The sequence below is a fragment of the Nocardia amikacinitolerans genome (genome assembly GCF_900215415.1).
Lineage (GTDB): Bacteria > Actinomycetota > Actinomycetes > Mycobacteriales > Mycobacteriaceae > Nocardia > Nocardia amikacinitolerans.
Genome location: NZ_OBEG01000002.1, coordinates 756,986 through 780,770, shown reverse-complemented (window position 1 = coordinate 780,770; position 23,785 = coordinate 756,986). Strand labels below are relative to the sequence as shown.

27 protein-coding genes are annotated in these 23,785 nt (G+C 68.4%); 9 read left to right on the top strand and 18 right to left on the bottom strand.

The genetic code is table 11. The annotated features are described in order from the left end of the window. Positions 1–26 precede the first annotated feature (26 nt). The 4 genes from CRP45_RS33805 (at position 27) to CRP45_RS11915 (ending at position 5,400) form a co-directional block, all read left to right on the top strand. On the top strand, positions 27–1,631 hold the full coding sequence (locus CRP45_RS33805; RefSeq protein WP_245910080.1) for a cell division protein PerM: 1,605 nt from the start codon (positions 27–29) through the stop codon (positions 1,629–1,631). A 494-nt stretch (positions 1,632–2,125) separates the two neighbouring features. Continuing rightward, a complete protein-coding gene (purN, locus tag CRP45_RS11925; RefSeq protein ID WP_097245102.1) occupies positions 2,126–2,758 on the top strand; it encodes a phosphoribosylglycinamide formyltransferase in 633 nt (210 codons plus the stop codon). Continuing rightward, a complete protein-coding gene (gene purH / locus CRP45_RS11920) occupies positions 2,755–4,326 on the top strand; it encodes a bifunctional phosphoribosylaminoimidazolecarboxamide formyltransferase/IMP cyclohydrolase (RefSeq protein WP_067784265.1) in 1,572 nt (523 codons plus the stop codon). The genes purN and purH overlap by 4 nt, the downstream gene beginning before the upstream one ends. A 186-nt stretch (positions 4,327–4,512) precedes the next feature. Beyond that, positions 4,513–5,400, top strand: a complete 888-nt coding sequence (locus CRP45_RS11915) for a TIGR01777 family oxidoreductase (protein ID WP_084482919.1) — start codon at positions 4,513–4,515, stop codon at positions 5,398–5,400. Positions 5,401–5,588: 188 nt separating this feature from the next. On the opposite strand, the gene CRP45_RS11910 is transcribed toward CRP45_RS11915, so the two are convergent. Further along, entirely contained in the window at positions 5,589–6,041 is a 453-nt protein-coding gene (locus CRP45_RS11910) for a hypothetical protein (protein WP_097245467.1), read from the bottom strand. Positions 6,042–6,329: 288 nt separating this feature from the next. On the opposite strand from CRP45_RS11910, the gene CRP45_RS11905 reads away from it, so the two are divergent. Next, the gene (locus CRP45_RS11905) at positions 6,330–6,914 is read left to right on the top strand and encodes a LysM peptidoglycan-binding domain-containing protein (RefSeq protein WP_097245466.1); all 585 of its coding nucleotides are present in this window, start codon (positions 6,330–6,332) and stop codon (positions 6,912–6,914) included. Between the two features lie 119 nt (positions 6,915–7,033). Here the strand turns inward: CRP45_RS11905 and CRP45_RS11900 are convergent, their stop codons facing one another. Genes CRP45_RS11900 through CRP45_RS11885 form a run of 4 tightly spaced genes read right to left on the bottom strand, consistent with a single transcriptional unit; the run spans position 7,034 to position 10,787 of the window. After that, on the bottom strand, positions 7,034–7,855 hold the full coding sequence (locus CRP45_RS11900) for an AAA family ATPase (protein WP_245910079.1): 822 nt from the start codon (positions 7,853–7,855) through the stop codon (positions 7,034–7,036). Beyond that, a complete protein-coding gene (locus CRP45_RS11895; protein ID WP_179830851.1) occupies positions 7,842–8,510 on the bottom strand; it encodes an HAD family hydrolase in 669 nt (222 codons plus the stop codon). Before CRP45_RS11895 ends, CRP45_RS11900 begins: the two co-directional genes overlap by 14 nt. Before the next feature lie 2 nt (positions 8,511–8,512). Beyond that, a complete protein-coding gene (locus CRP45_RS11890; protein WP_097245100.1) occupies positions 8,513–10,120 on the bottom strand; it encodes an MFS transporter in 1,608 nt (535 codons plus the stop codon). A gap of 40 nt (positions 10,121–10,160) precedes the next feature. Next, positions 10,161–10,787, bottom strand: a complete 627-nt coding sequence (locus tag CRP45_RS11885) for an AAA family ATPase (protein WP_097245099.1) — start codon at positions 10,785–10,787, stop codon at positions 10,161–10,163. Positions 10,788–10,916: 129 nt separating this feature from the next. Here CRP45_RS11885 and CRP45_RS11880 point away from each other — a divergent pair, with 129 nt between their 5' ends. Further along, positions 10,917–11,501 (top strand): TetR/AcrR family transcriptional regulator, encoded by a 585-nt coding sequence (locus CRP45_RS11880; protein WP_067784278.1) that lies wholly within the window; start codon positions 10,917–10,919, stop codon positions 11,499–11,501. A gap of 35 nt (positions 11,502–11,536) precedes the next feature. Here CRP45_RS11880 and CRP45_RS11875 read toward each other — a convergent pair whose 3' ends face one another. The 6 genes from CRP45_RS11875 to rpmB form a co-directional block, all read right to left on the bottom strand. Continuing rightward, the gene (locus CRP45_RS11875) at positions 11,537–12,529 is read right to left on the bottom strand and encodes an AvrD family protein (RefSeq protein ID WP_097245098.1); all 993 of its coding nucleotides are present in this window, start codon (positions 12,527–12,529) and stop codon (positions 11,537–11,539) included. 39 nt (positions 12,530–12,568) lie between these two features. Next, a complete protein-coding gene (locus CRP45_RS11870) occupies positions 12,569–13,564 on the bottom strand; it encodes a beta-ketoacyl-ACP synthase 3 (RefSeq protein WP_245910078.1) in 996 nt (331 codons plus the stop codon). 415 nt (positions 13,565–13,979) lie between these two features. Beyond that, the gene (rpsR, locus tag CRP45_RS11865; protein ID WP_011211513.1) at positions 13,980–14,234 is read right to left on the bottom strand and encodes a 30S ribosomal protein S18; all 255 of its coding nucleotides are present in this window, start codon (positions 14,232–14,234) and stop codon (positions 13,980–13,982) included. A 32-nt stretch (positions 14,235–14,266) separates the two neighbouring features. Next, the gene (gene rpsN, locus CRP45_RS11860) at positions 14,267–14,572 is read right to left on the bottom strand and encodes a 30S ribosomal protein S14 (RefSeq protein ID WP_097245097.1); all 306 of its coding nucleotides are present in this window, start codon (positions 14,570–14,572) and stop codon (positions 14,267–14,269) included. Position 14,573: 1 nt separating this feature from the next. Beyond that, positions 14,574–14,744, bottom strand: a complete 171-nt coding sequence (gene rpmG / locus CRP45_RS11855) for a 50S ribosomal protein L33 (RefSeq protein ID WP_067784286.1) — start codon at positions 14,742–14,744, stop codon at positions 14,574–14,576. An 8-nt stretch (positions 14,745–14,752) separates the two neighbouring features. Continuing rightward, the gene (gene rpmB, locus CRP45_RS11850) at positions 14,753–14,989 is read right to left on the bottom strand and encodes a 50S ribosomal protein L28 (RefSeq protein ID WP_067784288.1); all 237 of its coding nucleotides are present in this window, start codon (positions 14,987–14,989) and stop codon (positions 14,753–14,755) included. 100 nt (positions 14,990–15,089) lie between these two features. Between rpmB and mrf the strand changes: the two genes are divergently transcribed. From mrf to rpmF, 3 genes are read left to right on the top strand one after another with little or no spacing between them, the layout of a single operon-like run. Next, complete coding sequence (gene mrf, locus CRP45_RS11845; protein WP_245910077.1) at positions 15,090–16,418, top strand: ribosome hibernation factor-recruiting GTPase MRF; 1,329 nt, start codon at positions 15,090–15,092, stop codon at positions 16,416–16,418. Further along, positions 16,415–16,681, top strand: coding sequence for a type B 50S ribosomal protein L31 (locus CRP45_RS11840; RefSeq protein ID WP_097245095.1), 267 nt, complete (start codon positions 16,415–16,417; stop codon positions 16,679–16,681). Before mrf ends, CRP45_RS11840 begins: the two co-directional genes overlap by 4 nt. Position 16,682: 1 nt before the next feature. Next, on the top strand, positions 16,683–16,856 hold the full coding sequence (gene rpmF / locus CRP45_RS11835) for a 50S ribosomal protein L32 (protein ID WP_067784292.1): 174 nt from the start codon (positions 16,683–16,685) through the stop codon (positions 16,854–16,856). A 76-nt stretch (positions 16,857–16,932) separates the two neighbouring features. Here rpmF and CRP45_RS11830 read toward each other — a convergent pair whose 3' ends face one another. The 7 genes from CRP45_RS11830 to CRP45_RS11800 all read right to left on the bottom strand — a co-directional run bounded on the left by CRP45_RS11830 (position 16,933) and on the right by CRP45_RS11800 (position 23,469). Then, positions 16,933–17,154 (bottom strand): hypothetical protein, encoded by a 222-nt coding sequence (locus CRP45_RS11830; protein ID WP_067784294.1) that lies wholly within the window; start codon positions 17,152–17,154, stop codon positions 16,933–16,935. 438 nt (positions 17,155–17,592) lie between these two features. Further along, positions 17,593–18,612: a DUF1906 domain-containing protein gene (locus tag CRP45_RS11825; RefSeq protein ID WP_097245094.1), complete on the bottom strand. Its 1,020-nt coding sequence runs from the start codon at positions 18,610–18,612 to the stop codon at positions 17,593–17,595. Between the two features lie 41 nt (positions 18,613–18,653). After that, positions 18,654–19,421, bottom strand: coding sequence for an MHYT domain-containing protein (locus tag CRP45_RS11820; protein WP_097245465.1), 768 nt, complete (start codon positions 19,419–19,421; stop codon positions 18,654–18,656). A gap of 11 nt (positions 19,422–19,432) precedes the next feature. Continuing rightward, the gene (locus CRP45_RS11815) at positions 19,433–20,017 is read right to left on the bottom strand and encodes a GTP-binding protein (RefSeq protein WP_067784299.1); all 585 of its coding nucleotides are present in this window, start codon (positions 20,015–20,017) and stop codon (positions 19,433–19,435) included. Between the two features lie 25 nt (positions 20,018–20,042). Then, positions 20,043–20,417, bottom strand: coding sequence for a DUF742 domain-containing protein (locus tag CRP45_RS11810; protein WP_097245093.1), 375 nt, complete (start codon positions 20,415–20,417; stop codon positions 20,043–20,045). Between the two features lie 8 nt (positions 20,418–20,425). Continuing rightward, positions 20,426–20,836, bottom strand: coding sequence for a roadblock/LC7 domain-containing protein (locus CRP45_RS11805; protein ID WP_067784303.1), 411 nt, complete (start codon positions 20,834–20,836; stop codon positions 20,426–20,428). After that, entirely contained in the window at positions 20,833–23,469 is a 2,637-nt protein-coding gene (locus tag CRP45_RS11800) for a sensor histidine kinase (protein WP_067784305.1), read from the bottom strand. Before CRP45_RS11800 ends, CRP45_RS11805 begins: the two co-directional genes overlap by 4 nt. Positions 23,470–23,785 lie beyond the last annotated feature (316 nt).

Here is a 23,785-nt window from a genome sequence, read left to right as displayed (position 1 = left end):
GGGAATCCGACACATCGGAATCGCCGATGCGTAGCGATCATCCGTCCGAAGCCGACGAATCCGGGTTCCTGTCCCTCACCCCGGAACGCGCCAGGGTCCTGCTGCTCGTCGCGGCCCGCCCGGCGACCTTCGCGCTCAGCGCGATCGTGGTGCTCGTGCTGGTCACGTTGCTCGCCGCGGACAGCGGACTGGCCGGCGCCTCGGGCGCCATCGCGGCGAGCTGGCTTGCGGTGCACCAGGTTCCGTTGGTGATCGGAAAGACCACGCTCGGCCTGCTTCCGCTGCTGCCGACCGCGCTGCTGCTCGGCGCGGCGGGGCGGGAGTGCTATCACGCGGTGGCGCCGAACAGTTCGCGCACCGACCTCGGTTGGGTGGTGGGTGCCGCGCTCGGCGGACCGCTGATGCTCACCGCGGTCTGCCTGGCCGTCGCGGAGGACGCCTCCGCGGTCGTCGCGCTACAGCCGCCGAACAGCCTCGCCGCCTTCGGCTGGGTCCTCTTCCTGCACCTCGTCGCGGCAGCCGCCGCTATTGCGCTGCGAATGCGACGCCGGATCTTCGACCTCGTCCGCGCCCCCGAATGGGTGATCGCGGGCATCTACGGCGCGGGCCGCACGGTGCTTCGCCTGCTCGGCTGCGCCGCGGCGGTCACCCTGGTCTCGTTCCTCGCGCACTGGGGCGCCATCGGCGAAACCTACCGCTCCGCCGGAAACGCATGGGGCTTCATCGGTCTGACGCTGCTTTCGCTGGCCTACGTGCCGAATGTCGTGCTCGGCACGCTCGGCGTCCTGATGGGCGCGAGCGCGAATTTCGGTCAGGCCTCGATCGGCCTGTTCGCCGTGGTCGGCGGACCGGTTCCGGCGGTGCCGGTGATGGCGGCGGTGCCGACCGGACCGGCGGCGGCCTGGTGGGCGGTGTTGCTGGTGATCCCCGCGGCGGTCGGCGCGCTCGGCGGTGTGGACGCCGCACGCACCTCCGGCGACCGCCCCACCGCGCCGTGGGCGACCCTGACTTCCGCCGGTATGGCGACGTTGTCGCTCGTGCTGCTCGGCGGGCTGGCGGGCGGCGAACTCGGCTCCTTCGGGCGGGTCGGACTGGAGCTGCCGATCTTCGCCCTGGTGAGCTTCGTGTGGCTGGCCGCGGCGGGCTACGTCGGCCTCGTCGGCGCCAGGTACTTCATCGCTCCGGTCGGCGCGGTGCTGCCCGGCTACGACGACGACCACGACGCGGACTACTACGACACCGACGCGGACTACTACTACGACGACTCGGACGACTACGAATCCGACCGCAGGCACGGCTACGCGGACGACGATTACGCCGACGACTACCACGACGGCTACCAGGACGACGAGTACTACGACGACTACGACTCGGACGACGAGGACGATCGGTACCACCACGACGACTCGCACGACGAGGACGATCGGTACCACCACGACGACTCGCACGACGAGGACGACCCGCACTACACCGACTCCCACTACATCGACGACCCGGACGAAGCACTCGATGGCGAACTCGTCGACGAGCCGCCCACTCTCACCACCGCCCCCCGCCAAGCCGCACCGGACATCGTCGACGCCGAGATCATCGAGCCCGACGCGGACCCACACCCCGACAGCAGGCGCTAGCGGCAGACCCCGCCAACGACCACAGCACGGCCGCGCCAACGGCCGCGCCGATTTCGAGTCAGCCCTACCACCAGACCCACCGGCCCCGGCGCATCGCGCTCGCCCGACCATCCCGACCGAATGTGACCTTCACCGGCCGTCACCAGCTGGCGGTCACCTTCGGTCGAGATGGTCGCGGCGGACTGAATGTGCCCCTCACCGGCCGACACCAGCTGGAGGTCACCTTCGGTCGAGATGGTCGCAGCCGACTGGATGTCACCTTCACCGGCCGATATCGGCTAGAGGTCGCCTTGGGTCGGGATGGTCGCGGTGGACTGGATGTCACGTTCGGTGGGTGAGGGCGGCTGGAGGTCACCTTCGGTTGGGGTGGTCGCGACCGGTGGGAAGTCGCGAACAGGCCACCGACTAGGCTTTACTCCGGCGGCGCCCCGATCCGGCCGCCGTTCCGACCGACACGCAGGAGTAGAGCGCTGACGTCTCCGCATGCCCAGTGGGTGCCCGCCGCGGCGCCCGCCACCGTAGTCGTGCTCGCCTCGGGCACCGGGTCGCTGCTGCGCGCGCTCCTCGACGCGGCGAGCGCCGCCGACTATCCGGCGAAGATCGTCGCGGTCGGCGTCGATCGTGTCTGCGCCGCCACCGAACACGCCGAGGCCGCGGGCGTTCCGCATTTCCGGGTGGCGCTGAAGGACTTTCCCGACCGCATGGCATGGGACGCCGCGCTGACCGAGGCGGTGGCCGCCCACGAACCGGACCTGGTCGTCTCGGCCGGGTTCATGAAGATCCTCGGTCCCGCGTTCATGAACCGCTTCGGCGGGCGGATCATCAACACCCACCCCGCGCTGCTGCCGTCGTTTCCCGGTGCGCACGGTGTGCGCGACGCGCTCGCGTACGGGGTGCGGGTCACCGGCTCGACGGTGCACCTGGTCGACTCGGGCGTCGACACCGGACCGATCCTCGCGCAGGAGGCGGTGCTGGTGCTGCCCGACGACGACGAGGAAACCCTGCACGAGCGGATCAAGGTTGTCGAGCGACGGTTGCTGGCGGAGGTTGTCGCCGCCGTCGCGACGCGAGGCATTGTCTCCGACGGACGAAAGGCAGTAATTCCAGATGAGCGGGTGCGCCAGTGAGTGAGCGTAAGGCGATCAGCAGGGCGCTGGTGAGCGTCTACGACAAGACGGGGCTCATCGAGCTCGCGACCGGTCTGCACGCCGCGGGCATCGAGCTGGTCTCCACCGGTTCGACGGCGGGCAAGATCGCCGACGCGGGCATCCCGGTGACCAAGGTCGAGGAACTGACCGGGTTCCCGGAGACGCTGGACGGCCGGGTCAAGACCCTGCACCCGCGGGTACACGCGGGCATCCTCGCCGACACGCGCAAGCAGGAGCACGTCGACCAGCTGGCCGAACTCGGCGTCGAGGCGTTCCAGCTCGTGGTGGTGAACCTCTACCCGTTCACCCAGACGGTGGCCAGTGGCGCGAGCCAGGACGAATGCGTCGAGCAGATCGACATCGGCGGCCCGTCCATGGTGCGCGCGGCCGCGAAGAACCACCCGTCGGTCGCCGTGGTCGTCGACAGCGGCGACTACGACGACGTGCTCGCCGCGGTGAAGTCCGGCGGCTTCACCCTCGCGCAGCGGACGGCGTTGGCCGCAAAGGCCTTCCAGCACACCGCGAGCTACGACGTCGCGGTGGCGAGCTGGATGACCAGCGTGCTGGCCCCCGGTGTGGCCGAGGAGCCCGCGAGCACGCCGTTCCCCGGCTGGATCGGCGGCAGCTGGGAGCGCGCCGCGGTGCTGCGCTACGGCGAGAACCCGCACCAGGCGGCGGCGCTGTACACCAACAACGACGGTACGGTCGGGCTGGCGCAGGCGGAGCAGTTGCACGGCAAGGAGATGTCGTACAACAACTACACCGATGCCGACGCCGCCTGGCGTGCCGCCTACGACCACGAGGCGCCCGCCGTGGCGATCATCAAGCACGCCAACCCGTGCGGCATCGCGATCGGCGCCGACATCGCCGAGGCGCACCGCAAGGCGCACGCTTGCGACCCGGTGAGCGCCTTCGGTGGTGTGATCGCGGCCAACCGCGAGGTCACCGTCGAGATGGCCGAGCAGGTCGCCGACATCTTCACCGAGGTCATCGTGGCCCCGTCCTACGCGGACGGCGCCGTCGAGGTGTTGCAGCGCAAGAAGAACGTGCGCATCCTGGTCGCCGAGCCGCCGCAGCGGGCGGGCGCCGAGCTGCGTCCGATCAGTGGCGGCGCGCTGTTGCAGCAGCGCGACATCCTCGACGCCGAGGGCGACGACTCGGCCAACTGGACCCTCGCCACCGGCGAGCCCGCGGACGAGCAGACCCTCGCCGATCTCGAATTTGCTTGGCGCGCCTGCCGCGCGGTGAAGTCCAACGCCATCCTGCTCGCCCACGACGGCGCGTCGGTCGGCGTCGGCATGGGACAGGTCAACCGGGTGGACGCGGTGCAGCTCGCGGTGCAGCGCGCGGGCGACCGGGCCAAGGGTTCGGTGGCCGCCTCCGACGCGTTCTTCCCGTTCCCGGACGGACCGCAGCAGCTGATCCAGGCCGGTATCCGCGCCATCGTGCAGCCGGGTGGTTCGGTCCGTGACCAGGAGACCATCGACCTGGCCCGCGAGGCAGGAGTGACGCTCTACCTCACCGGGTCTCGCCACTTCGCGCACTGATCCGAGCGAACGCGGAGAGCGATTCCGAAAGGGATCCGCTCTCCGCGTTTTTCGTGCACGGACTTGGGTATGTAGCAATCGATGTTTCGGGGCCGCAAGGCTTTTCGGTAACCAGACTGGTCGTCTGGATCTCATTATCCGGTATGGAATCCCCGGGACAGTATTTCCATGGTGCAGAATGTACGCATGCGTATCGTGGTCGCCGGGACATCGGGGTTCCTCGGCAAGTATCTGGTCTCCAAGCTGAACGACGAGGGCCACGATGTGGTCCGCCTGGTGCGCCGGGAAGCCGTGCGACCGGACGAAATCAGCTGGGACCCTTACGGTTCCCACTTCGACAGCGGCATCGTGGCTGGTGCCGGCGCGGTGATCAACCTGTGCGGCGCGACCGTCGCGGGCAAGCGTTGGTCGCCCGCGTACAAGGAGGAGATGCGCGACAGCCGCATCGTGCCGTCCAGGGTGCTGTCCCGCGCTGTCGCCGAGACCGGCGTCCCCGTCCTGCTCAACGCGTCGGCCGCCGGCTGGTACGGCGACAGCGGCGACCAGGACGTCGACGAATTCGCCCCGCACGGAACGGATTTCCTGGGCACCATGTGCCGGGACTGGGAAGCGGCGACCGAGGCCGCGTCCGCCGCCGGTGTCCGGGTGGTGCTGCTGCGCACCGCGAACGTGCTCTCCGCCGACTCGATGCTGGTCGAGGGGCTCCGCCCGCTGTTCCGGCTCGGGCTCGGCGGCAAGTTCGGCACCGGCCGCCAGTACCTGCCGTACATCACGCTGCACGACTGGCTTGCCGCGGTGGACTGGCTGTTGACCTTCTCGGTCTCCGGCCCGGTGAACCTGTCCGCACCGGAGACCGTCACCAACGCCGAGTTCACCTCCGCCTTCGCCGCGGCGATGAACCGGCGCGCCAGGCTGACGCTGCCAGGCGCGGTGCTGAAGCTGATCGGCGGCGAAGGCGGCGCCGAGCTGCTCAAGGGGCACAAGATGGTGCCGAAGGCTCTGGTGGGCAACGGTTTCGAGTTCACGCACGGCACGCTGGATCAGGCCATGAAGTACACCTTCGCCATGCACTGAGCTTGCGCCGGGCGGCGGTGGTTTCGGCCAGGCGCTTTCCGTTCGGCCGTGTCGCCCGAGCACCGTCGGGCGGGTCGGCCGTTCGCGTCCGGCGGCGCCGAGCCGATTGGGCCGAGGGTGATGGTTCGGCCGAGCGCGCTCCGTTCGGCCGAATCGCAGAGCAGTGGCGGGCGAGTCGTCCCTCGCTGTCAGGCGGCGCTGAGCACCGTCCGGTCGCCCAGCGGCGCCTTCAGCGGAATCTCCATGGTGCCGAACACCGCGATCATCACGCACATCCGGCCGACCGCGTCGGCGCGGGTGCCGCCGCGCAATTCCACCGTGACCGTCTTGTCGGTCTCGGTGGTCACCGCGTCCACGCCGTAGCACTCCGGCGCGCCGGTCTGGAAATTGACGGCGATCTTGTCGTCGGCGACGCGCGCCCACGAGGAGAACGGGATGGGGTGCGCGCCGACGATCGTCGGATCGGCCGTGAACGGCTGGCCTTGCGGCTGCGCGACCTCGCTCGGCGTCGGCGGCGCGGACGTGGTGGCACCGGGCGTGGTGTTCTGTTGTGCGCCTTCGTCGTTCGAGCTACCGCACCCCGCGACGGCGAGGCCGAGCAGCAGGGTTGCGAGGGCGAGACTCGTGCGGCGGCGATTCATGGCGACCACCCTAGTTGGCGCGGTCGGCCGAAGTTCGCAGGCAGTCCGCGAAAGTGCGCGACGAAAAACGAACGAATCCCGCGTCTTCCGGCTCACGGACGCGTCCTTCGTGCAAAGTTCCGGCCGCGTGGGTTGCGATCGACGCTCCGGTGAACATTCCTGGAACCCCGCGCGTACTGCCTTCGCCGCCGGGCGCTCGACTGTAGATTCGGTCCCGATGCGCGCCACCAGCATACGGCCCGCATCGATGTCGAATGCTCCACACAGTTGATCTTCGAAAGGAAAAACGTGGGCGACACGCTGCGCGTAGGCGAAGAACTTGCACTCGGCCAATCCCTGAGCTGCGGTGCTTACACCCTCACTCTGCAATCGGACGGCAACCTCGTCCTGTCGGAGCCGGATGGGAACGTCGTCTGGGCGACTCAGACTCACGATCAGGGTGTGGAGCGGGCGACGCTACAGCAGGACGGCAACTTCGTGCTCTACAAGGGCGAGGGCGCCGCCTGGTCGACCGAGACCAACGGCAAGGACGCCGACCGCCTCGTCGTGCAGGCCGACCGCAATGTGGTGCTGTACGGCGCCGACGGCAGCGCGCTGTGGGCGTCGGACACCCACACCGACACCCCGCTGCCCGCGCCGGAGCAGCCCGCCGCGGCACCGGCCGAGGAGCAGGCCGAGGAGCAAGTCGCGGAGCAGGCGCCACCACCGCCCGCGCCCGAACCCCGCACCTACACCGTGGAACCGGGCGACACCCTGTGGGCGGTCGCCGAGCGCTTCTACGGTGACGGCAACCGCTACCAGGAAATCGCCGACGCCAGCGGCATTCCGAATCCCGACGCGATCGAACCCGGTCAGGTGCTGACGATTCCGTAGTCGGCACATCGTCTGCGCCGCGAAAAGCAACGTGGGACCCCGGGACTTGCGCTCGGGGTCCCACGTCTTTCGCCTGAGTGGTCTGAGTGCGCTTGCGCGCTCGTGGCTTTCGCCGGTGGTCAGTATCGCATGGCGTAGGAGACCTTGCGCCACAGCGACTTCTTGCGCTGGGCTTCCTTGAACCGGTCGTCCTCTTCCAGCACCTCGGTCGCGGCGGACACCCGGCGCTTCGCCTCGGCGATCGCCTCGTCGACCGGCATCACGGTCTCCAGGTCGAACAGCTCGATGATCCGCGAAACCCGTTCGTGCACAGTGCCGCCCACCACTTCGTAGGGCAGCCCGATGTCCTTCACCACTTGCAGCAGCGTGTCGTCGGAGAGCTTGCGGAACGGTTCGGACACCGGCCGGTGGCCGTCGGTCTTCATCGGAAACTCCACCGGCAGGTGCACATAGGCGTCGTAGAGCCGGGCGGCCCGCTCCTTGACGACGTCGCCGATGATGTCGGTGTACTCCCGCAGCGGCGCCTTGCGCCCGATGCCCGCGGCGGCCTTCACGGTGCGCAGCAGCAGACCGGCGCCGGGGTTGATGCCGACCGCCATGCGCGCGGTGCCGTACACCCATTCGTGCACCACGGAACCATCGGAAATGAAAGAGCCGCCGCCGGATTCGTTGTGCACCCGCTCCTCGAAGCGGCGCAGCCCGAGTTGCAGCAGCTCGATGGAGTTGAGCTCCATCACCGTCTTGCCGGGGGCGAGATCGATCAGCAGCTCACGGGAGGTGAGCGCGTGCGTGCGCGGAATGCCGGTGGCGATCGAGAGCGTCTCGGTCGTCGTGCTCTTGCCGACGCCGTAGGTGCCGGAGATGGCCAACTTCAGGCTGTCGCGGCGCTGTCCGCCGACTAGATACACGGGATCCTTCTCCGATCGCTCAGTGGTCGTCACGCAGCACTTCCCAGCCGCGCGCCGCCGCGACCCGCTCCAGCGCGGGGTCGACCGGGACGACGGCAGGGTGGCCGACGGTCTCCAGCACCGGCACGTCGCTGAGGTGGTCGCCGAAGCCGAAATCGCCCGCCAGGTCGTGCTCGGGATACCTGGCCGCGAACGCCTCCACCTCGGCGCGCTTGGCCGCGCCGATGAGGGACTTGCGCACCGCGCCGGTGTACACGCCGTCGCGTTCTTCCAGTTCGGTGCACAGCACGCCCGCGCAGCCGAGTTCGATCTCGATCGGTCGCAGGCAGGCGCGGAAGGAGCCGGAGACCAGCACCGTCTCCACGCCCTGCGCGCGCAACTCGCCGAGCCGCCGCACGAGGGGCTCGCGGTAGAGCCCCTCGGTGCGGACGCGGTCGTGCCAGGTGCGAGCGTTGTCCTCGACCTCGCGGACCGGGATGTCGGCCCAGAGCAGGTAGTAGCTCCGGTTCAACGTCTCCCGGTCCGCTCCGGTCTCGGCCAGGCGTTGCATCCGCTTCTGGTGCATGGCCAGCACCTCTGCGCGCCCGGTGCCTTCGAAGAAGTACTTGGCGAAATGCTGCAGTGTGCTGATCCGCAGCAGCGTGTGGTCCACATCGGTGAACGCGAAGCGCGGCCTGGTCGCCAGCACGGTCAGGCCACCGGTGCCGGCTGGGTGTCGGCGTCCTCGGTCGGCACGCCGGGGGTGGCGAGCGCGTCCTCGTCCAGATCGCGGCTGCGCAGCGTCAGGAACGCGATCGCGCCGGAGACGGCCGCGAGCACGGCCGCCAGCACCATGGCGTTCTCCAAGCCGCTGACGAACGCTGCTTCCGCTGCCGCGCGAACCGATTCGGCGACCGACTCGGGCACCTCGGCCGCGACGACGGCGGGACCGCCCGCGGCGACCGCGTCGCCCGCCTCGGCGGCCTGGTCACCGAAGACCGTGCGCGCCGCCTCGGATTCGGTGAACGAGCTGCCCACCCGGTTCTGGAAGAACGCGCCGACCGCGGCGATGCCGATGGCCAGACCGGCCTGCTGGAAGGTCTCGTTCACGCCGGAGGCCATGCCCGCCTTGTCCGGGCTGGTGACCGCGATGGAGAACGCGGCGCGCGGCGGGTTGAACACACCCATGCCCAGACCGATCAGCACCATGCCGGGGATCAGCGCGGTCCACGACGAACCCGGCTCCACCATCAGCACCGCGATCAGGCCCGCGGCGATGAGCAGCTGCGAGGCGCCGACCAGGATCGACGGCGGCAGCTTGGCGACCATGCTGCCCGCGATGGCGGCGGCGACGAACAGCAGCAGCGTCAGCGGGAGGAAGCGCACGCCGCTGGCGAAGGCGGAGTAGCCGAGCAGGTTCTGCACGTAGGAGATGAGCAGGAACAGCGCGGGCATCACCGAGAGCGCGCACAGCGCGGTCACCACGGACAGGCCGTTGAAGGTGCGGTTGCGGAACAGCGACAGGTCGAACATCGCGTGGCTCGGTCGGGAGATCTGCAACCAGGTGAACACGGCGAGCAGCACGACCGCCAGCGCGAAGCAGCCGATGATCCGGCCGCTGGTCCAGCCGTCCTGCTCGCCCCGCATGAAGCCGAGCACCAGGAAGAACAGACCGGCGGAGAAGGTCACCATGCCCAGCCAGTCCACGGGCGGCGGTGTGTCGCTGCGGGATTCACGCATCTTCAGGTAGCCGACGGCGAGTGCGGCGATGGTGACCGGCACGTTGATCAGGAAGATCCAGCGCCAGCCCGCGGTTTCGGTGAGCGCGCCGCCGATCAGCGGGCCGAACGCGATCGCCAGACCCGCGACGCCGCCGAACACACCGAACGCCATGCCGCGGTCCTTGCCGCGGAACTCGTGCCCGAGCAGCGCAGGGCCGACCGCGAACAGGATCGCGCCGCCGAGGCCCTGCACCAGGCGGGCGACGATCAGCACGAAGTCGTTCGGCGCGAGGCCGCAGGCGAGCGAGGAGAGCACGAAGATCACCAGGCCCGCGTCGAAGACCTTCTTGCGGCCGATGCGGTCGGCGAGCGAGCCCGCGGCGAGCAGCACCGCGGCGAGGCCGAGGGCGTAGGCGTCGAGAATCCACTGCAGAGCCGAGAACGTGGAATCGAAGGCTTCGCGGATATCGGGTAGCGCCACGTTGACGACCGTGAGGTCGAGCATCAGCATGAAGGTGGCGAGCGCGACCACGACAAGGGTCCAGATCGCGCTGTCCGATCGCTGTGGTTCCTTGGTTAATGCGCCTGCGGATGCCATGGGAATTCCCCTCCGGGTGGTGTGCGGCGACGGCTGTTGGTTATGCGGCATGCAACGCTGCGGAGACCGCGTCGGGCACCGGCATCAGCTGCGGCAGCTGATACATGCCGGCCACCCGGGTGACGATTTCTTCGATGGACCCCCCGATCACCAGATAGGGGACGGTCCCTTCGTGCAGGGTGTCGAGCAGTAGTCGGTCGATCGTGGTGCGGTATCGGTCATCGCCTTCGGTGGCCGATTCCCGGTCCATCCGAAGATGGACGAACCCGTCGTAGGTGACATTGGCCCGCCGGGTCACGATTCCGCCGTGCGCCAGCAGGTACCGCTTCTCGAAGATGCGATAGGGCAGATCGCGCGGGTTCCACATCCAGTGCCTGAGCCTGCGGGTTCGCCGCAGCGCCTCGGCCGCCACCCATTCCTGGAGCACCGAACCGTCGGAAACGAAACCCGAGGTCAGCCGGGCTTCGGAATCCACGCGCTGTTCGAAGCCGCGTACCGCGGCGTCGACCGTCGGAGCGAGCCTCCGGTCGGCGCCCGGAGCGGCGAGGTGGGTGGATATGGCCGCGTAGTCCAGGCCGGTGGCCAGCGCGAGAGCGGTGCAAACGGTGGTCTTACCCGTTCGCGGTGCGCCGGTCACGGCCAGTCGTAGCGCGGGTGCATCCTTCATCGGGCGTCCTTGTATAGCGGGTGCCCGCATTTTCGCGTATCCCCTTGTCGCCAAGTGGAATACGCGAACGCGAAATGCGGTCTCACCGGGTTCATCGAAAATCTAGTAATCAAGTGATAACTTGTCAACATGAGGGCCAGACTGAGCGCGGCCGAGCGTCGCGAGATGATTCTCGAGGCCGCTGGGCGAGCGTTCTCGCGCGGCGGCTACGCGGGCACGAGCACCGACGTCGTCGCGTTGGAGGCCGGAGTCTCGCAGCCGTACGTGGTGCGGATGTTCGGCACCAAGGCCGACCTCTTCCAGGAGGTCTTCGACCGGGCGGTGCGGTCCCTGCTCGCCGCGTTCGCCGCCGAACTGGATGATCCGGAGGTCGCCGCGTCGCCCGAGGTGTGGAAACGCCTCGGCGGGGTCTACAACAGCCTGGTCGAGGACCGGGACGTGCTTGTGGTCTTGTTGCAGGGCTTCAGCGCGGCCGCCGGTCATCCGCAGATCGCCGCCGCCGCACGGCGTTTCGTCTCCGCGCTGTACACCCTGCTCGTCGAACGCACCGGCTGCGACCCCGAGCGCGCACGGGAATTCATCGCCAACGGCATGCTGCTCAACGCGCTGCTGGCGATGAACGCCACCGAACACGCCGACGACCCCGCACTGGCCGCGCTCGCGGAATGCGCGCTCGGCCAGGACTGCGGGTTCGACGCTCCGGAATCGGAGTAACGCGACGCCGGACTGAATTCCGTTGTCCGACATCCTCAGTCGGGCAACTGGTGGGCGAGCAGGCAGAACCCGGTGACGCCCTGGAACTCCTTGATCAGTAGATCGGCGCTGCGCCAGCGCTGGCCGCCGCGGTCGATGGTCGAGGTGCGCCGGATCTCCACCGTGCCGTCGAACGGCTCGGCCGAGGGACGACGCGGGCCCTCGGTGACGAACTCGAGCTTGCGCATCCACAGGGTGTTGCTGTTGCGCCGGTCCAGTCCGTCCATCTGGTACAGCAGGATCTGGGAGAGCTGCGCCGCGCCGACGATGGCATCGATCGGCGAAACCGAATCCCAGTACGCCGATTCCGCGCCGACGTAGCCGCCCTCGACCCCGGGGTTGACCCGCTGCCTGCTGTTGATGCGGGTGGCGGTCTCGTCGACGGTCAGGTCGGCGGCGGTCAGGGTGTGGTCCTTGACGCCGTTGAGGTAGTAGTGCGGCGCCGGACCGTAGATGTCGCTGAGCTGGGCGATGTGGTCGGTGCCAGGCACGTCCAGCGCGCCCGAACCGACCGGGTGCACCATGGTCAGCGTGCCGGTCAGGTTGCCGACGCGGAACTTGAACGCGGTCTCGATCTCGTCGGCGTCTTCCACGGCGGTGGTGGTGGTGATCTCGGCCTCGACCGGGATGTTGTCGAGGTCCTCGTGCGGGGCGGCGCCGGCCCGCACGGCCGCCTGGCGCACCCACATGCGGGACGATTCGGCAGGGCCGAGGTCTCGGGAGTGGGTGATGGCGGCGTCGCACAGCGAGGCGGCGAGCATGATCGTGTCGACGCTGCTGACGTGCGGCACCAGCTCGCGGTGCTTCTTGGTCGACCAAGCGGCCGGGTAGCTCAGCCGCGCCACACCGGAGTGCTTGGCGCCGAGCTGGGTGGAGCGACGGATCTGCAGGTTGGCCAGCTCGGGGCTGACTTTTTTGTAACCCTCACCGAAGTATCGATCGGACCGGGGTCCGAGGGGCTCGTCGTAGCTGGAAAAAGAAACGGTCATGGCAGAGCAACTTTCGAAGAGCGATCGAGAAATTCGGTTTCAGGCAACCTGGGGCAGGTCGAAAACCTGTCCCGCATACGAAAGACCGGCGCCGAAAGAAACTTGCAGAGCAAGTTGTCCCGGCTTCGCCCGGCCCGAAGACACCAGGTCATCGATCGCCAGCGGAAGGGCGGCGGCGGAAGTGTTTCCGGTCCGTCGGACGTCGTCTGCGATCACTACCGATTCGTCCAGCCAGCCGAGTTTGCGAGCAACCCCGTCGATGATTCGCAAATTCGCCTGATGCGGGATGAATACCTCTACGTCGGCGAGGGTGATACCGCCGGCCTGTGCTATTTCGGAAACGATCCTGGGCACCTCGCCGGTCGCCCAGCGAAATACTTCGGTGCCCTCCATGTGCAAAGTCGGAGGGGCCGTCGTGGTCGGCGCGCTGCGCAATTCCTCCCAGGTGGGTTCCTGGCGGATCAGGTTGGCTCGCGTGCCGTCGCTCCCCCATACGGTGCGCCTGATGTGGCCGGATTCCGTGCGGCCGACGAGCGCGGCGCCCGCGCCGTCGCCGAAGATCGGTCCCACCGAACGGTCATCGCGGTCGATGACGTTGTTGAACTTCTCCGACCCGATGACGAGAATGTTGTCGGCTTGGCCGACGTTGATGAGCGCGGCCGCTTGTCCGATGCCGTGCGCGTAGCCGGAGCAGCCCGCGGAAATATCGAAAGCCGCCGGTCCGCCGCAGCCGAGTTCGGCGGCGACGATGGCGGCGGCGGCCGGAGTGTTGTTGAGATGTGTCGAGGTCGCGAGCATGACGACATCGATCTGTCGAGCGGACATCTTGGCGGCATCGAGCGCTTTCTGTGCGGCCGATGCGGCCATCGAAATTACTGTTTCGTGATTTCCGGCGAATCTACGTTCGGTAATTCCGGTCCGCGTGGATATCCACTCTTCATCGACACCCAATTCGGGGGCCAGATCGGAATTGGAAACGATTCGATCGGGCCGGTATGATCCGATCATCAAAACTCCGGCTTGTAAAGCCGTCATACTTCCCACCCCCGAGAGGTGAATCAACAATTCTGTATGAATCAATGTATCACCCGGCCTGAATTTCGGAGTGAGATCACATTGCTATAACACCTGTATAACAGCATGTTGTGACGAAGGTCACGTTTTTTCATAGACTGTTGACATCGCTCGATTACCGGTCGGTCACAAGGCGGCCCGCAATCGATCGCCGATTATTAACTACCGATCGGTAATCGGGTGATGCGCACCTGGGGAAATCGGCGCTGTTGTTTGCATCGGACGAGTTCGGGCCGGTCGCGCCGATTCGCTCGATCGATAGCTGTGGATTGTCCACCGTCCGGGCTCGGGACCGGCGACCGGCGGATACGACGACGGCGGGGGTTCGGGTGCGTCACGCACCCGAACCCCCGCCGTCGAGATCGAGAAGTTCGCGCTACCGGCTGGTGAACGGCAGCAGGGCCATCTCGCGGGCGTTCTTCACCGCGACGGCGACCTGACGCTGCTGCTGCGGGGTGAGCCCGGTGACGCGCCTGCTGCGAATCTTGCCGCGGTCGGAGATGAACGTGCGCAGCAAGTTCACGTCCTTGTAGTCCACCGTCTCGATCCCCGCGGCGATCAGCGGGTTCTTCTTGGGGCGGCGGGCCTGTTCCGCGCGGACCTTCTTCGACGGTGCTCGCTTGACTGCCATATCAGGGATTCCTTCTACGGGATCGGTGGTTCTTACCAGCTCGATTTGTGCACACCGGGCAGCTCTCCCCGGTGGGCCATCTCGCGCACACGCACACGGGAGAGACCGAACTTCCGGAGGTGACCCCGCGGACGTCCGTCCGCGGCGTCCCGGTTGCGCAATCGTACCGGACTGGCATCCCGCGGCAGGCGCTGCAGGGCGGCCTGCGCGGCGTCCCGGTCGGCGTCCGAGGTGGCCGGCTTGCGGATGATTTCCTTCAGCTCGGCGCGGCGAGCCGCGTAGCGGGCGACGACGGCCTTGCGCTGCTCGTTGCGCGCGATCTTCGACTTCTTCGCCACGTCAGCGCTCCTCGCGGAAGTCGACGTGCTTGCGCACCACTGGGTCGTACTTCTTCAGCACCATGCGGTCCGGGTCGTTGCGCCGATTCTTGCGGGTGACGTAGGTGTAGCCGGTGCCCGCGGTGGACTTCAGCTTGACGATCGGGCGGATGTCGGTGGACTTCGATGCCATGGGAGCTCCTAGATCTTCTCGCCGCGAGCGCGGAGGCGAGCGACGACCGCCTCGATTCCGTCACGATCGATGGTCTTGATGCCCTTGGTCGAGACGTTCAGCGTGATGCGGCGGTCCTCGCCGGGCAGGTAGTAGGTCTTGCGCTGGATGTTGGGGTTCCAGCGGCGGCTGGTCCGCTTGTGCGAGTGCGACACGGACTTGCCGAATCCCGGCTTGCGGCCGGTGACCTGGCAGTGGGCCGACATGTGGACTCCTAAAGTAGATGACAATCATTTTCGACAACGGCTGTTCGGCACTGTACCGTTGCTCCACAGCAAACGAAAATCGTTATCGAAAGGGGTTCCGGTGGTTGTGCCTGATCCCGCCCTGCTCCCGCCCGAGCCCGATCGACGGACGCCGGTCGTGCTTGTCGCCGGTCTGCCGGGACGCGCGGCGGCGGGCGTCGAGTGTGTCGCCGACGCGCTGCTTGGTGGCGACGGCGTCGTCGTCGTGCGCCATGAGCTGAGCGAACTGCGCGAGGGCGTCGTGCGCCGCACGGTGCGCACCGCGACGGACACCAGGATCACCGTGCTCGAGCTGGCGCACGGCTGCGTCTCCTGCACGTTGCGCGCCGACCTGCTACCGCTGCTGTGCACGTTGGCCGCGCGAGAATCGGTGCGGCGCATCGTCCTCGCGCTCGATCCGGCCTTCGAGGCCGAGGCGGTGTGCCAGGCCATCGCTGATGTCGTGGTGACCGGCGTCGTCGGCCGGGTGGACGGCCCCGCCGCGCGCGACGTGCGCGTCGAGGCGGTGCTCACCTGCCTGGACAGCCAGGAGTGGCTGAGCGACGCCACCGGCGACGAAACCCTCGCCGAGCGCGGGCTCGCCGCCGCGGACGACGACCGCACCGTCGCGCAGGTCGCCGTCGGCCAGGTCGATTTCGCCGACGCGGTGCTGGCCATCGGCCCCGCGCTCGACGCCGTGGAGCAAGCCAGGCTCGGCGCGGTGCTGACCCGTCTGGTGCCGGAGGCACCCGTCGCCTGGATCGACGACCTCGACGCCGTCGCCGCCGCCGACATCGAAGCCCTGCTGGCGCGGATTCCGGCGGGATCGCGGCGCGGCCGGATCTTCGACGCGCACGCGCCGCTGTTGCGCGGGCAGCCGCCGCTGGTCGCCGAATACGGCGTCGGCCTGATCGAATTCGCCGCGAGCAGGCCATTCCACCCCGGCAGGCTCCACGACGCGCTGGACGTGCTCCTGGACGGCGTGGTCACCGCGCGCGGCAGGCTCTGGCTTGCCACTCAGCCCGACGAGGTGGTGTGGCTGGAGTCCGCGGGCGGCGGGCTGCGCGTCGGCGGCGCGGGACGCTGGCTCGCCGCGATGAGCGAAGACGAACTGGCACAGGCGGATCCGAGTCGGCGGGCGCTCGCCGCGCTGCGCTGGGACGACCGCTTCGGCGATCGGGACGTCTCGCTGGTGATCCTCGCGCACGACGCCGATCCGGCCGAGATCCGCCGTGCCCTGCACTGGGCGCTGGTCGAGGACGACGAACTGCGACTCGTCGAGCGCGCGCCCGAACGGGTCGCGCTGTGGGACGACCCGTTCGGCGAATGGCACGCCGACCCGTGCGACGACGCGGGCGAACTGGTCGACGAGGTCGCGGAGCCGAAAAGTTCGAGAGGAGAAGGAAAGTGAAGACAGGTATCCACCCGGACTACCACCCGGTGGTGTTCGAGGACTCGAGCACCGGCAAGCGGTTCCTGACCAGGTCCACCGCCACCAGCGCGCGGACCGTCGAGTGGGAGGACGGCAATACTTACCCGCTGCTGGTGGTCGACGTGACCGCCGACTCGCACCCGTTCTGGACCGGTGCGCACCGCGTGCTGGACACCCAGGGCCGGGTCGAGAGGTTCGAGCGCAAGTACGGCAGGCGCGTGCGCGCCGGAGCGGAGGCCTGAGATGGCGGTGCCCAAGCGGAGGATGTCGCGGTCCAACACCCGCAGCCGTCGCGCCCAGTGGAAGGCGACCCCGCCCGCGCTGGTGCCGGTGACCGTCGGGGGAGTGGTGCACCAGGTGCCACGCCGCCTGGTGCAGGCCGTGCGCCGAGGACTGATCGACCTGGATCGCCTCTGACGGCCGAAGGCGAGGAACGCGTCGGGCCCGGCGGTGTGCTCCGCCGGGCCCGATGCGTTGTCCTGCCGCGTGGAACTCAGCCCTGCTTGTCGGCCAGGTCGGCGAGCGCGGCGGCCAGGCGGAAGTACTTGTTGTTGCCCAGGTCGGCGATGGTCTTGATCTTCAGAGCTTCCAGCGCCTTGTCGTGCTCCGCGGTCAGGCCCGCGAGCGCCGACGGCGGCGCGGCCAGGATCTCCGCGAGCGACTTGTTCTCGTACGCCTTGTCGAGCGTCTTGTCGAGGACCACATTGACGGCCATGCGAACTCCTTCGGGACGATCGTGATCTGCCGCGATCGGACGAACGCCCGAACGCGTCGTACCTCGCGACAATAACCCGCCCCATGGCCGCCCGTATGCCGAACGCGCCGGGCGATTCGGTGCCCGCGGGATGGGGCGGCGGACCGGACGGTTCGTTGCGATCGTGGTGCTGCGGCAATCGACTGGCTACCGATGTGGTCTGCATCACATGCGGCTATTCCTGAATTATGGCGTGCGACAAGGTAACTGAGCGATGAAATGCATACCCAAAGTTTGTTTTTAGGGGTCTTAAAAGTCTCCGCGCAGTGATGATTTCGTGCTCACACGCCGGTACCCTCATCCGAGAGGGCGGGTTCTTCCGGTTCTCGGAAGAACCCGCTCATCGCCAAGCTTCGGCATTCTCCCGTAAACCGCTCTCGCGAACGATGTTTCGCGCGCCTACGGCTTACCGTTTCGCGATTCGGACTCCGCCTGCGAATGTCCCGGCAATCCGGGCAAATCCGGCAGCAGGGATTCCAGTCGCGCGAGCTGAGCGCCGATCAACTCCGCGGGCCCCTCGATCAAGGAGAGCGGCCACGGCCAGCGGTGCCCCTCCAGCTCCCGTACCTGCTCGATCAGGTCGGCGGTGGTGGCCTCCAGTTCGCTGATCTCCGTGCGCAGTTCGCCGATCTGGGCGCGCAGTGCCGCGGTGTCGCCCTCCAGCGCGTCGATGCGTCGCAGTGCCGCGGCCAACCCGTCCACCAGCGTGAGGTGCCGTCCGTCGGCGTCCGTGCCCAGCTGCGGCCAACCCGCGAGACCGGGGCCGCGCAACTGGGTCTGTATGTCGCGCAGCACCGCGTCCTGCTCCGGCGTCATGTCCGGTTCCTCCTGTCCGAAATCCCACTGGCCGAAATCCGCGGTCTCGGCCACGTTCACGTCGCAAAGCACGCCGTTGACCCGGATCTGGCGCAGCGTCGGATGAATGTTGCGGCGGGTCTCCACATTCCCGCCCGACCACGCGTCGGTCTGCCACGCCCAGGCCGCGCTGCCCGCGTCCAACGCCCGGCTCACCGACCAATACCCGCCGTAGATACCGACATTCGCGGCGCCGAGCACGGTGGCCGCGCCGTCCAGGTACGCGTTGATCGGCACCTGGTCCTGCGGGGTGGCGTCGAAATCCGCCGAGAAGTAGATGGGCCGGTCGGGACGGCCGCCGCAGCGCAGTACCTGCGCGAGGCCGGCGCGCGCGTCAACGATGCCCGCGTTGTAGCCGTCCAGCATGCGGGCGGCGGTGGTCTCCCAGTTGGAGACGATCGAAATGCCATGCGCCCGAAGGTCGTCGGCCTCCGCCGGAGTGAGCAGCTTGCCGGGCAGACTCGGACCGCCCGGCGTCAGATACCGCACAACGAAATCGAAACCCGCCGCGCGAATCGCGGCGCCGCCCGGACGTCCACCGGCGTAGTCCAGGCCGAACCGCATGTCTCCCACTGTAAGACGTAGACGGTGCGGTTCGCCGGGGTTCAGCGTGAGAACTCGGGCCGCCGCACCGGCGCGGGCGGCGTCGAGGGTGTGCGCCGGTCGGGTGCGACGAGCACCGCGGTGATCGGCACGGCCAGCGAGAGCATGCCGATGACGAACATCGGCACCAGGAAGGAGAACAGGTCTTCACCGGTCGGGAGCGCCGAGCGCGGATCGATCCGCAGCTCCAGCCCGGCCATCCGCAGGTAGTGCATGCCGACGACGGCGCACCCGAACAGCGCCGAGGCGCCGATGACGGCGGGCGTCGGCCAGGAGCGCAGCACGAACCACAGTGTGCCGAGCGAGATCACGACGCCGAGCAGGCCGGAGACGATCACCTGCCACAGTCCGAACTCGATGTCGCCGCGCACCTGCACGGCACTCATCCCCAGGGCGAGCATCAGGCTCAGTCCGAGGCCCATCAGCACGCCCGCGGCGAGCAGGCGGGGCAGTTGCAGCGTCCGGCCGAGCGCTATCAGTCCACCGAAGACCGAAAGCACCGCGAGCACCGCCGCTCCCGTGAGCCGGGCGACGTCGTAGCGGATCAGCGTGTCGCTCGCGGGCGTGACGCCGAGCATCGAGACGAAAATCGCCAGCCAGGTACCGATTCCGCCGATGGAGACCGCGGCCGAAGCCAGCCAGACCAGCCGGAATTTGGACGTCACCGACTTGGTCGACTGGCGGATGCAGATCAGGCCGATCAGCGCGCCCGCCATCGCCACCAGGATCGACAGGCCGAGGACCCAATAACCCATGGAGAAGTAGGACAAGACAGCGAACCTCACACCTGTCCGACGGGCTGCTCGTGCTGCTGCGCCGCGAGCCGCTGGATCGCGTATTCGGTTACCGCGGCCAGGGATTGGCGCACTTCCATCGCGTTGCGCGCGTCGATGTCGACGATCGGAACCCCGGACCGCACCGATAGCGCCTCACGCAGCTCGGCCACCGGGAACCGCGGTGCGTCCGGAAAACGGTTGACCGCCACCAGGAACGGCAGTCCGCGCGCCTCGAAGAAGTCGACGGCGGCGAAGCTGTCCTCGATGCGGCGGGTGTCCACCAGCACCACCGCGCCGATCGCGCCGCGGATCAGGTCGTCCCACATGAACCAGAACCGGCGCTGGCCCGGCGTGCCGAACAGGTACAGCGTCAGGTTGCCGGGCAGCACGATGCGGCCGAAATCCATGGCGACCGTTGTGGTCTCCTTGCCCGGCGTCGCGGCCAGGTCGTCGATGCCGTCGGAGAAGCCGGTCACCATGGCTTCGGTGCGCAGCGGGACGATCTCCGATACCGCGCCGACGAAGGTGGTCTTGCCCGCGCCGAAGCCGCCTGCGACAACGATTTTCGTCGAAGCGGTTCGATTGTCCATGGGTGCCGAGCCGTACGGCTGGGTGTTATAGGGCGCGGAGTCCACGCAAAGTCCTCTCCATCAGGGACCGGCGCTCGTCGTAGCTCGCCTGGTCACTCAGGGTCGAATGCACGCGCAGCGTCCCGGCGACGACGAGATCGCCGATCACGACCCGGACCAGGCCGAGCGGCCGCTGTAGCTGAGCCGAGATCTCGGCGACCGACAAGCGCGCGGTGCCGAGCCGCACGATATCGGTACGGATATCGCCGACCGGCCATTCGAAATGGGCAGTGTAGGAGATGGTCTCGATGACCGCCTCCAGGGGAAGGTCGACCGCGGGTTCCGTACGCCCCGAGGTCAGGGCGTAGGGACGAACGCGGGTGGGTGGTATGCCCGGCCCCCCGCCGGATGGGGTAGACATCGCACTCTCTACACGGCCGTCCGGGCGGTGGCCTGAACCACCGAACCGACCCGATCGACGAGCAGCGCCATCTCATAGCCGATCCGGCCGATGTCGTGCGTCTTGTTGGCGAGCACCGCGAGGTGCGAGCCGTTGCCGACCGTCATCACCAGCAGGTAGCCGCGTTGCATGTCGACGATCGACTGCATCACCTTGCCGCCGTTGAACAGCTGGGCCGCGCCGCTGGACAGGCTCGCCAGACCCGCGGTGACCGCCGCGAGCTGCTCGGCGCGATCGGCGGGCAGGTGCGGGCTGGTCGCCTGCAGCAGGCCGTCGGCCGACACCAGTACCGCGTGGGTGACACCCGGCACGTCCCGAGTGAAACGGGTGACCAGCCAGTTCAGGTTCTCGTCCGTGGTGTTGCCTGGTTTGTCGGTCATGCAAGCCCTCCGTCGTTGTACTGGGCGTCGGCCCGCCCGCTGCGGACCCCGCTGAGATGCCTGGTCAAGCTGTTGCGGATCTCATCAGGATTCCGCGTGTTGGATTCGTTGGTCGGCGCCAAACCGCCGGGGACCAGCTGCGCGCCCGGCTGCCGAATGGGCAGGCCGCCGGAGGTGCGGCCGGAGGTGGTCGGGTTGCTCGCCTCCGCGGCGGCCGCCCAGCCGACATCGGCGGGGGACGACCAGGAGTCGCCGTCGTTCTCGGATCCGGCGGAGGCGGGTTCGACCAGCCACTCCGACACCATGCGCTGGTAGATCGGCGTCGGGGATTCCGGGTTCACCGGACGCAACCCGGTGACCGTTGCCTGGGTGGCGTTCGCGACGGCCTCGGGCTCGGGCACCTCGTAGGTGGCCGTCTCGGCCCAGACGTCGACCTGAGCGGGCTCGGCGGGCTGGGACACCGGCGAGGGCAGCGCGCGAGGCTCCACCGCGCGCGGCGCGCCGTTCTCGTTGCGCGTCCGAATCGGCATCGGGCCGCCACGGCCGGGATCGGTGGTCTCGACATCGATCACGCCGGTGGAGCGATCGGCCGGGGTGGCCACCCGGATCGCCGGGCGCCGCTGCGGCAGCCCGGTGCTGCTCATCTCGAACGAGGAAGTGTGCTCGGGCAGCGCCAGACTCGGCACCGGGACCAGCATGCGCGGCGGCGCGACCGTGGGTTCGGGCGCGTTCTCCTGCGGCTGCGGCGCGGTGAGCTGCGGCGCCTTGTCGCTGATCGGCACCGGCGACACCAGGGTGCCGGGCAGGTGCACGCTCGCGGTGATGCCTGGCTGCTGCGCCATCGCCGAGGTGCGGCGCAGGTTGACCGTGATGTTGTGCCGCTTGGCGAGTCGGCCGACCACGAAAAGACCCATGCGACGCGCGGTTTCGACGGTGACCTCACCACCGGAGGCGAGGTGCTCGTTGACCGTCTGCAAGTCCTCTGCGGACATGCCGAGACCGCGGTCGATGATCTCGATCAGGTAGCCGCCGTCCACCGCGCGGGCCACCGAGACCGCCACCGGAGTGGTCGGCGGCGAGTAGCGCAGCGCGTTGTCGATGAGCTCGGCGAGCAGGTGCTCGACGTCGACGGCGGGCTCACCGGGCACGATGCCGTCGGGCGCGCTGCCGATCTCGACGCGCTGGTAGTCCTCGACCTGGGAGACCGCGCTCCACAGCATGTCCGAGAGCGGAACGGGAGGCAGGTGACCGCGGCGAAGCGCGGTGCCCGCGAGCACCAGCAGGTTGTCGCCGTTACGGCGCATGCGGGTGGCGAGGTGGTCGAGGCGGAACAGGCTCTGCAGGCGCTCGGAGTCGTCCTCGTCGTGCTCGAGTTCCTCGATCAGCGTCAGCTGCTGCTCGACGAGCGACTGGCTACGGCGCGAAAGGGTCTCGAACATGCTGCCGATCTGCAGGCGCAGACGGGCCTGCTCGGCGGCGAGGTGGAGCGCGGCGTTGTGGATGTCGTCGACGGCGCGGGCCAGCTGGCCGATCTCCTCGGTGGTGTGCACGTCGACTCGGGTGGGCTCCGGCGTCGCGTTGCCGGAACGCACGACCTCGAGCTCGTTGGGCAGGTCGACGTGCGCGACCTGGAGCGCGCCGTGGCGCAGGCGGCGAATCGGCACGACGAGCGAGCGGGCGACCGCGAGCGCGAGGGCGAGACCGGCGAGCAGCGTCGCGACCACGATCGCGATATCGCGCAACACGATGCCGCGGACTTCGGCGGTCCGGTCGGCCAGTCGCGCGTCGATGGTGTCGACCAGGTTCAGCGTGGTCTGGTCGTAGGCGGTGGCACTGGTGCGCAGCGAGTCGATGACCGGCTGGCTGCCCGCTGGGTCGCCGAGATTCTGGCTGAACGCGCCGAGACGGACGTTGACCGCGTCGATCAGCACGCTGGCGTTGAGCGCCGAAGACGGCTGCAGCTGGGCGAACTGGCTCAGCAACACCAGCTCACCACCCGCGGTGATCAAGACCGTCGGGCGCACCGCCGGGTTGCGGTCCGCGCCAGGCGAACCGATCAGCAGGTACTGCTGGGTGTGCAACCTGCGCGCGTTGGTGGTCACACCGAGCTGCAGGAAGTAGCGCTGGATGGTGATCTCCTCCAGCGAGGTCGAGCGCGCGATCGCGTTACCGATGCGGGCGGCGACCTCGTCGGCCTGCTGGCCGATCGCCACCGGCGAGCTGTTGCGCAGGCCGTTGCGCATCGCGCGGCCCGCGGTCAGCGCCGCGTCGAGTTCGTTGGTGACGTCCGTCGGCGCGCCCGTGGAGCGCAGGGCCGTCTGAAGATCGGCGGCCGCCTGATCGAACCGGCCCGCGATGCGGTCCAGGTCGGCGTCGCTCGTCTGGTTCTCCCAGGTCGTCGCCGTGGTGACGGCGAGTTGTTCGGTGGCCGAGGCGAAACCGAGCATCGGCCGGATGATCCTGGCCTGGTCGGTCGCCGCGTCGAGGTCGCCGATCGTGTTCAACTCGTCGTTGATTCGCAAAACCGCGAACGTCGAGGCGAGCACCACCGGCAGCAGTAGCACGATCCCGACCTTGCGGGTGACGGACCAGTTCGACAGCCTGAATTGCCGGGAACGCGGTGCTGCATCCATCCGCTTCCGTCGCCTCCACTCCGCGCGGGTTCCCCGGATGGCTAGTGGCTGTTTCACATAAGTATGGGACCAACCCGCTGAGAACCAACTCGAGGTCTTGTTTTTACCGCTGGGAACATACCGTGCTGAGTGTGTAACGGCAATCTGGGGGACTCCGCGCGGAAATTCTCTAATATGGCTACGCAGAACAAGTTTCGGTCCCATAGCGAGACTCGCGGCGACCGAAATCCGCGCACGCCGGTGAAAGCCCCTGGTCATCGGTGGTGCCCCGCCGCGCCATCCGACCGACCCAGTTCGCGGCGTGTCGGCATGCCCT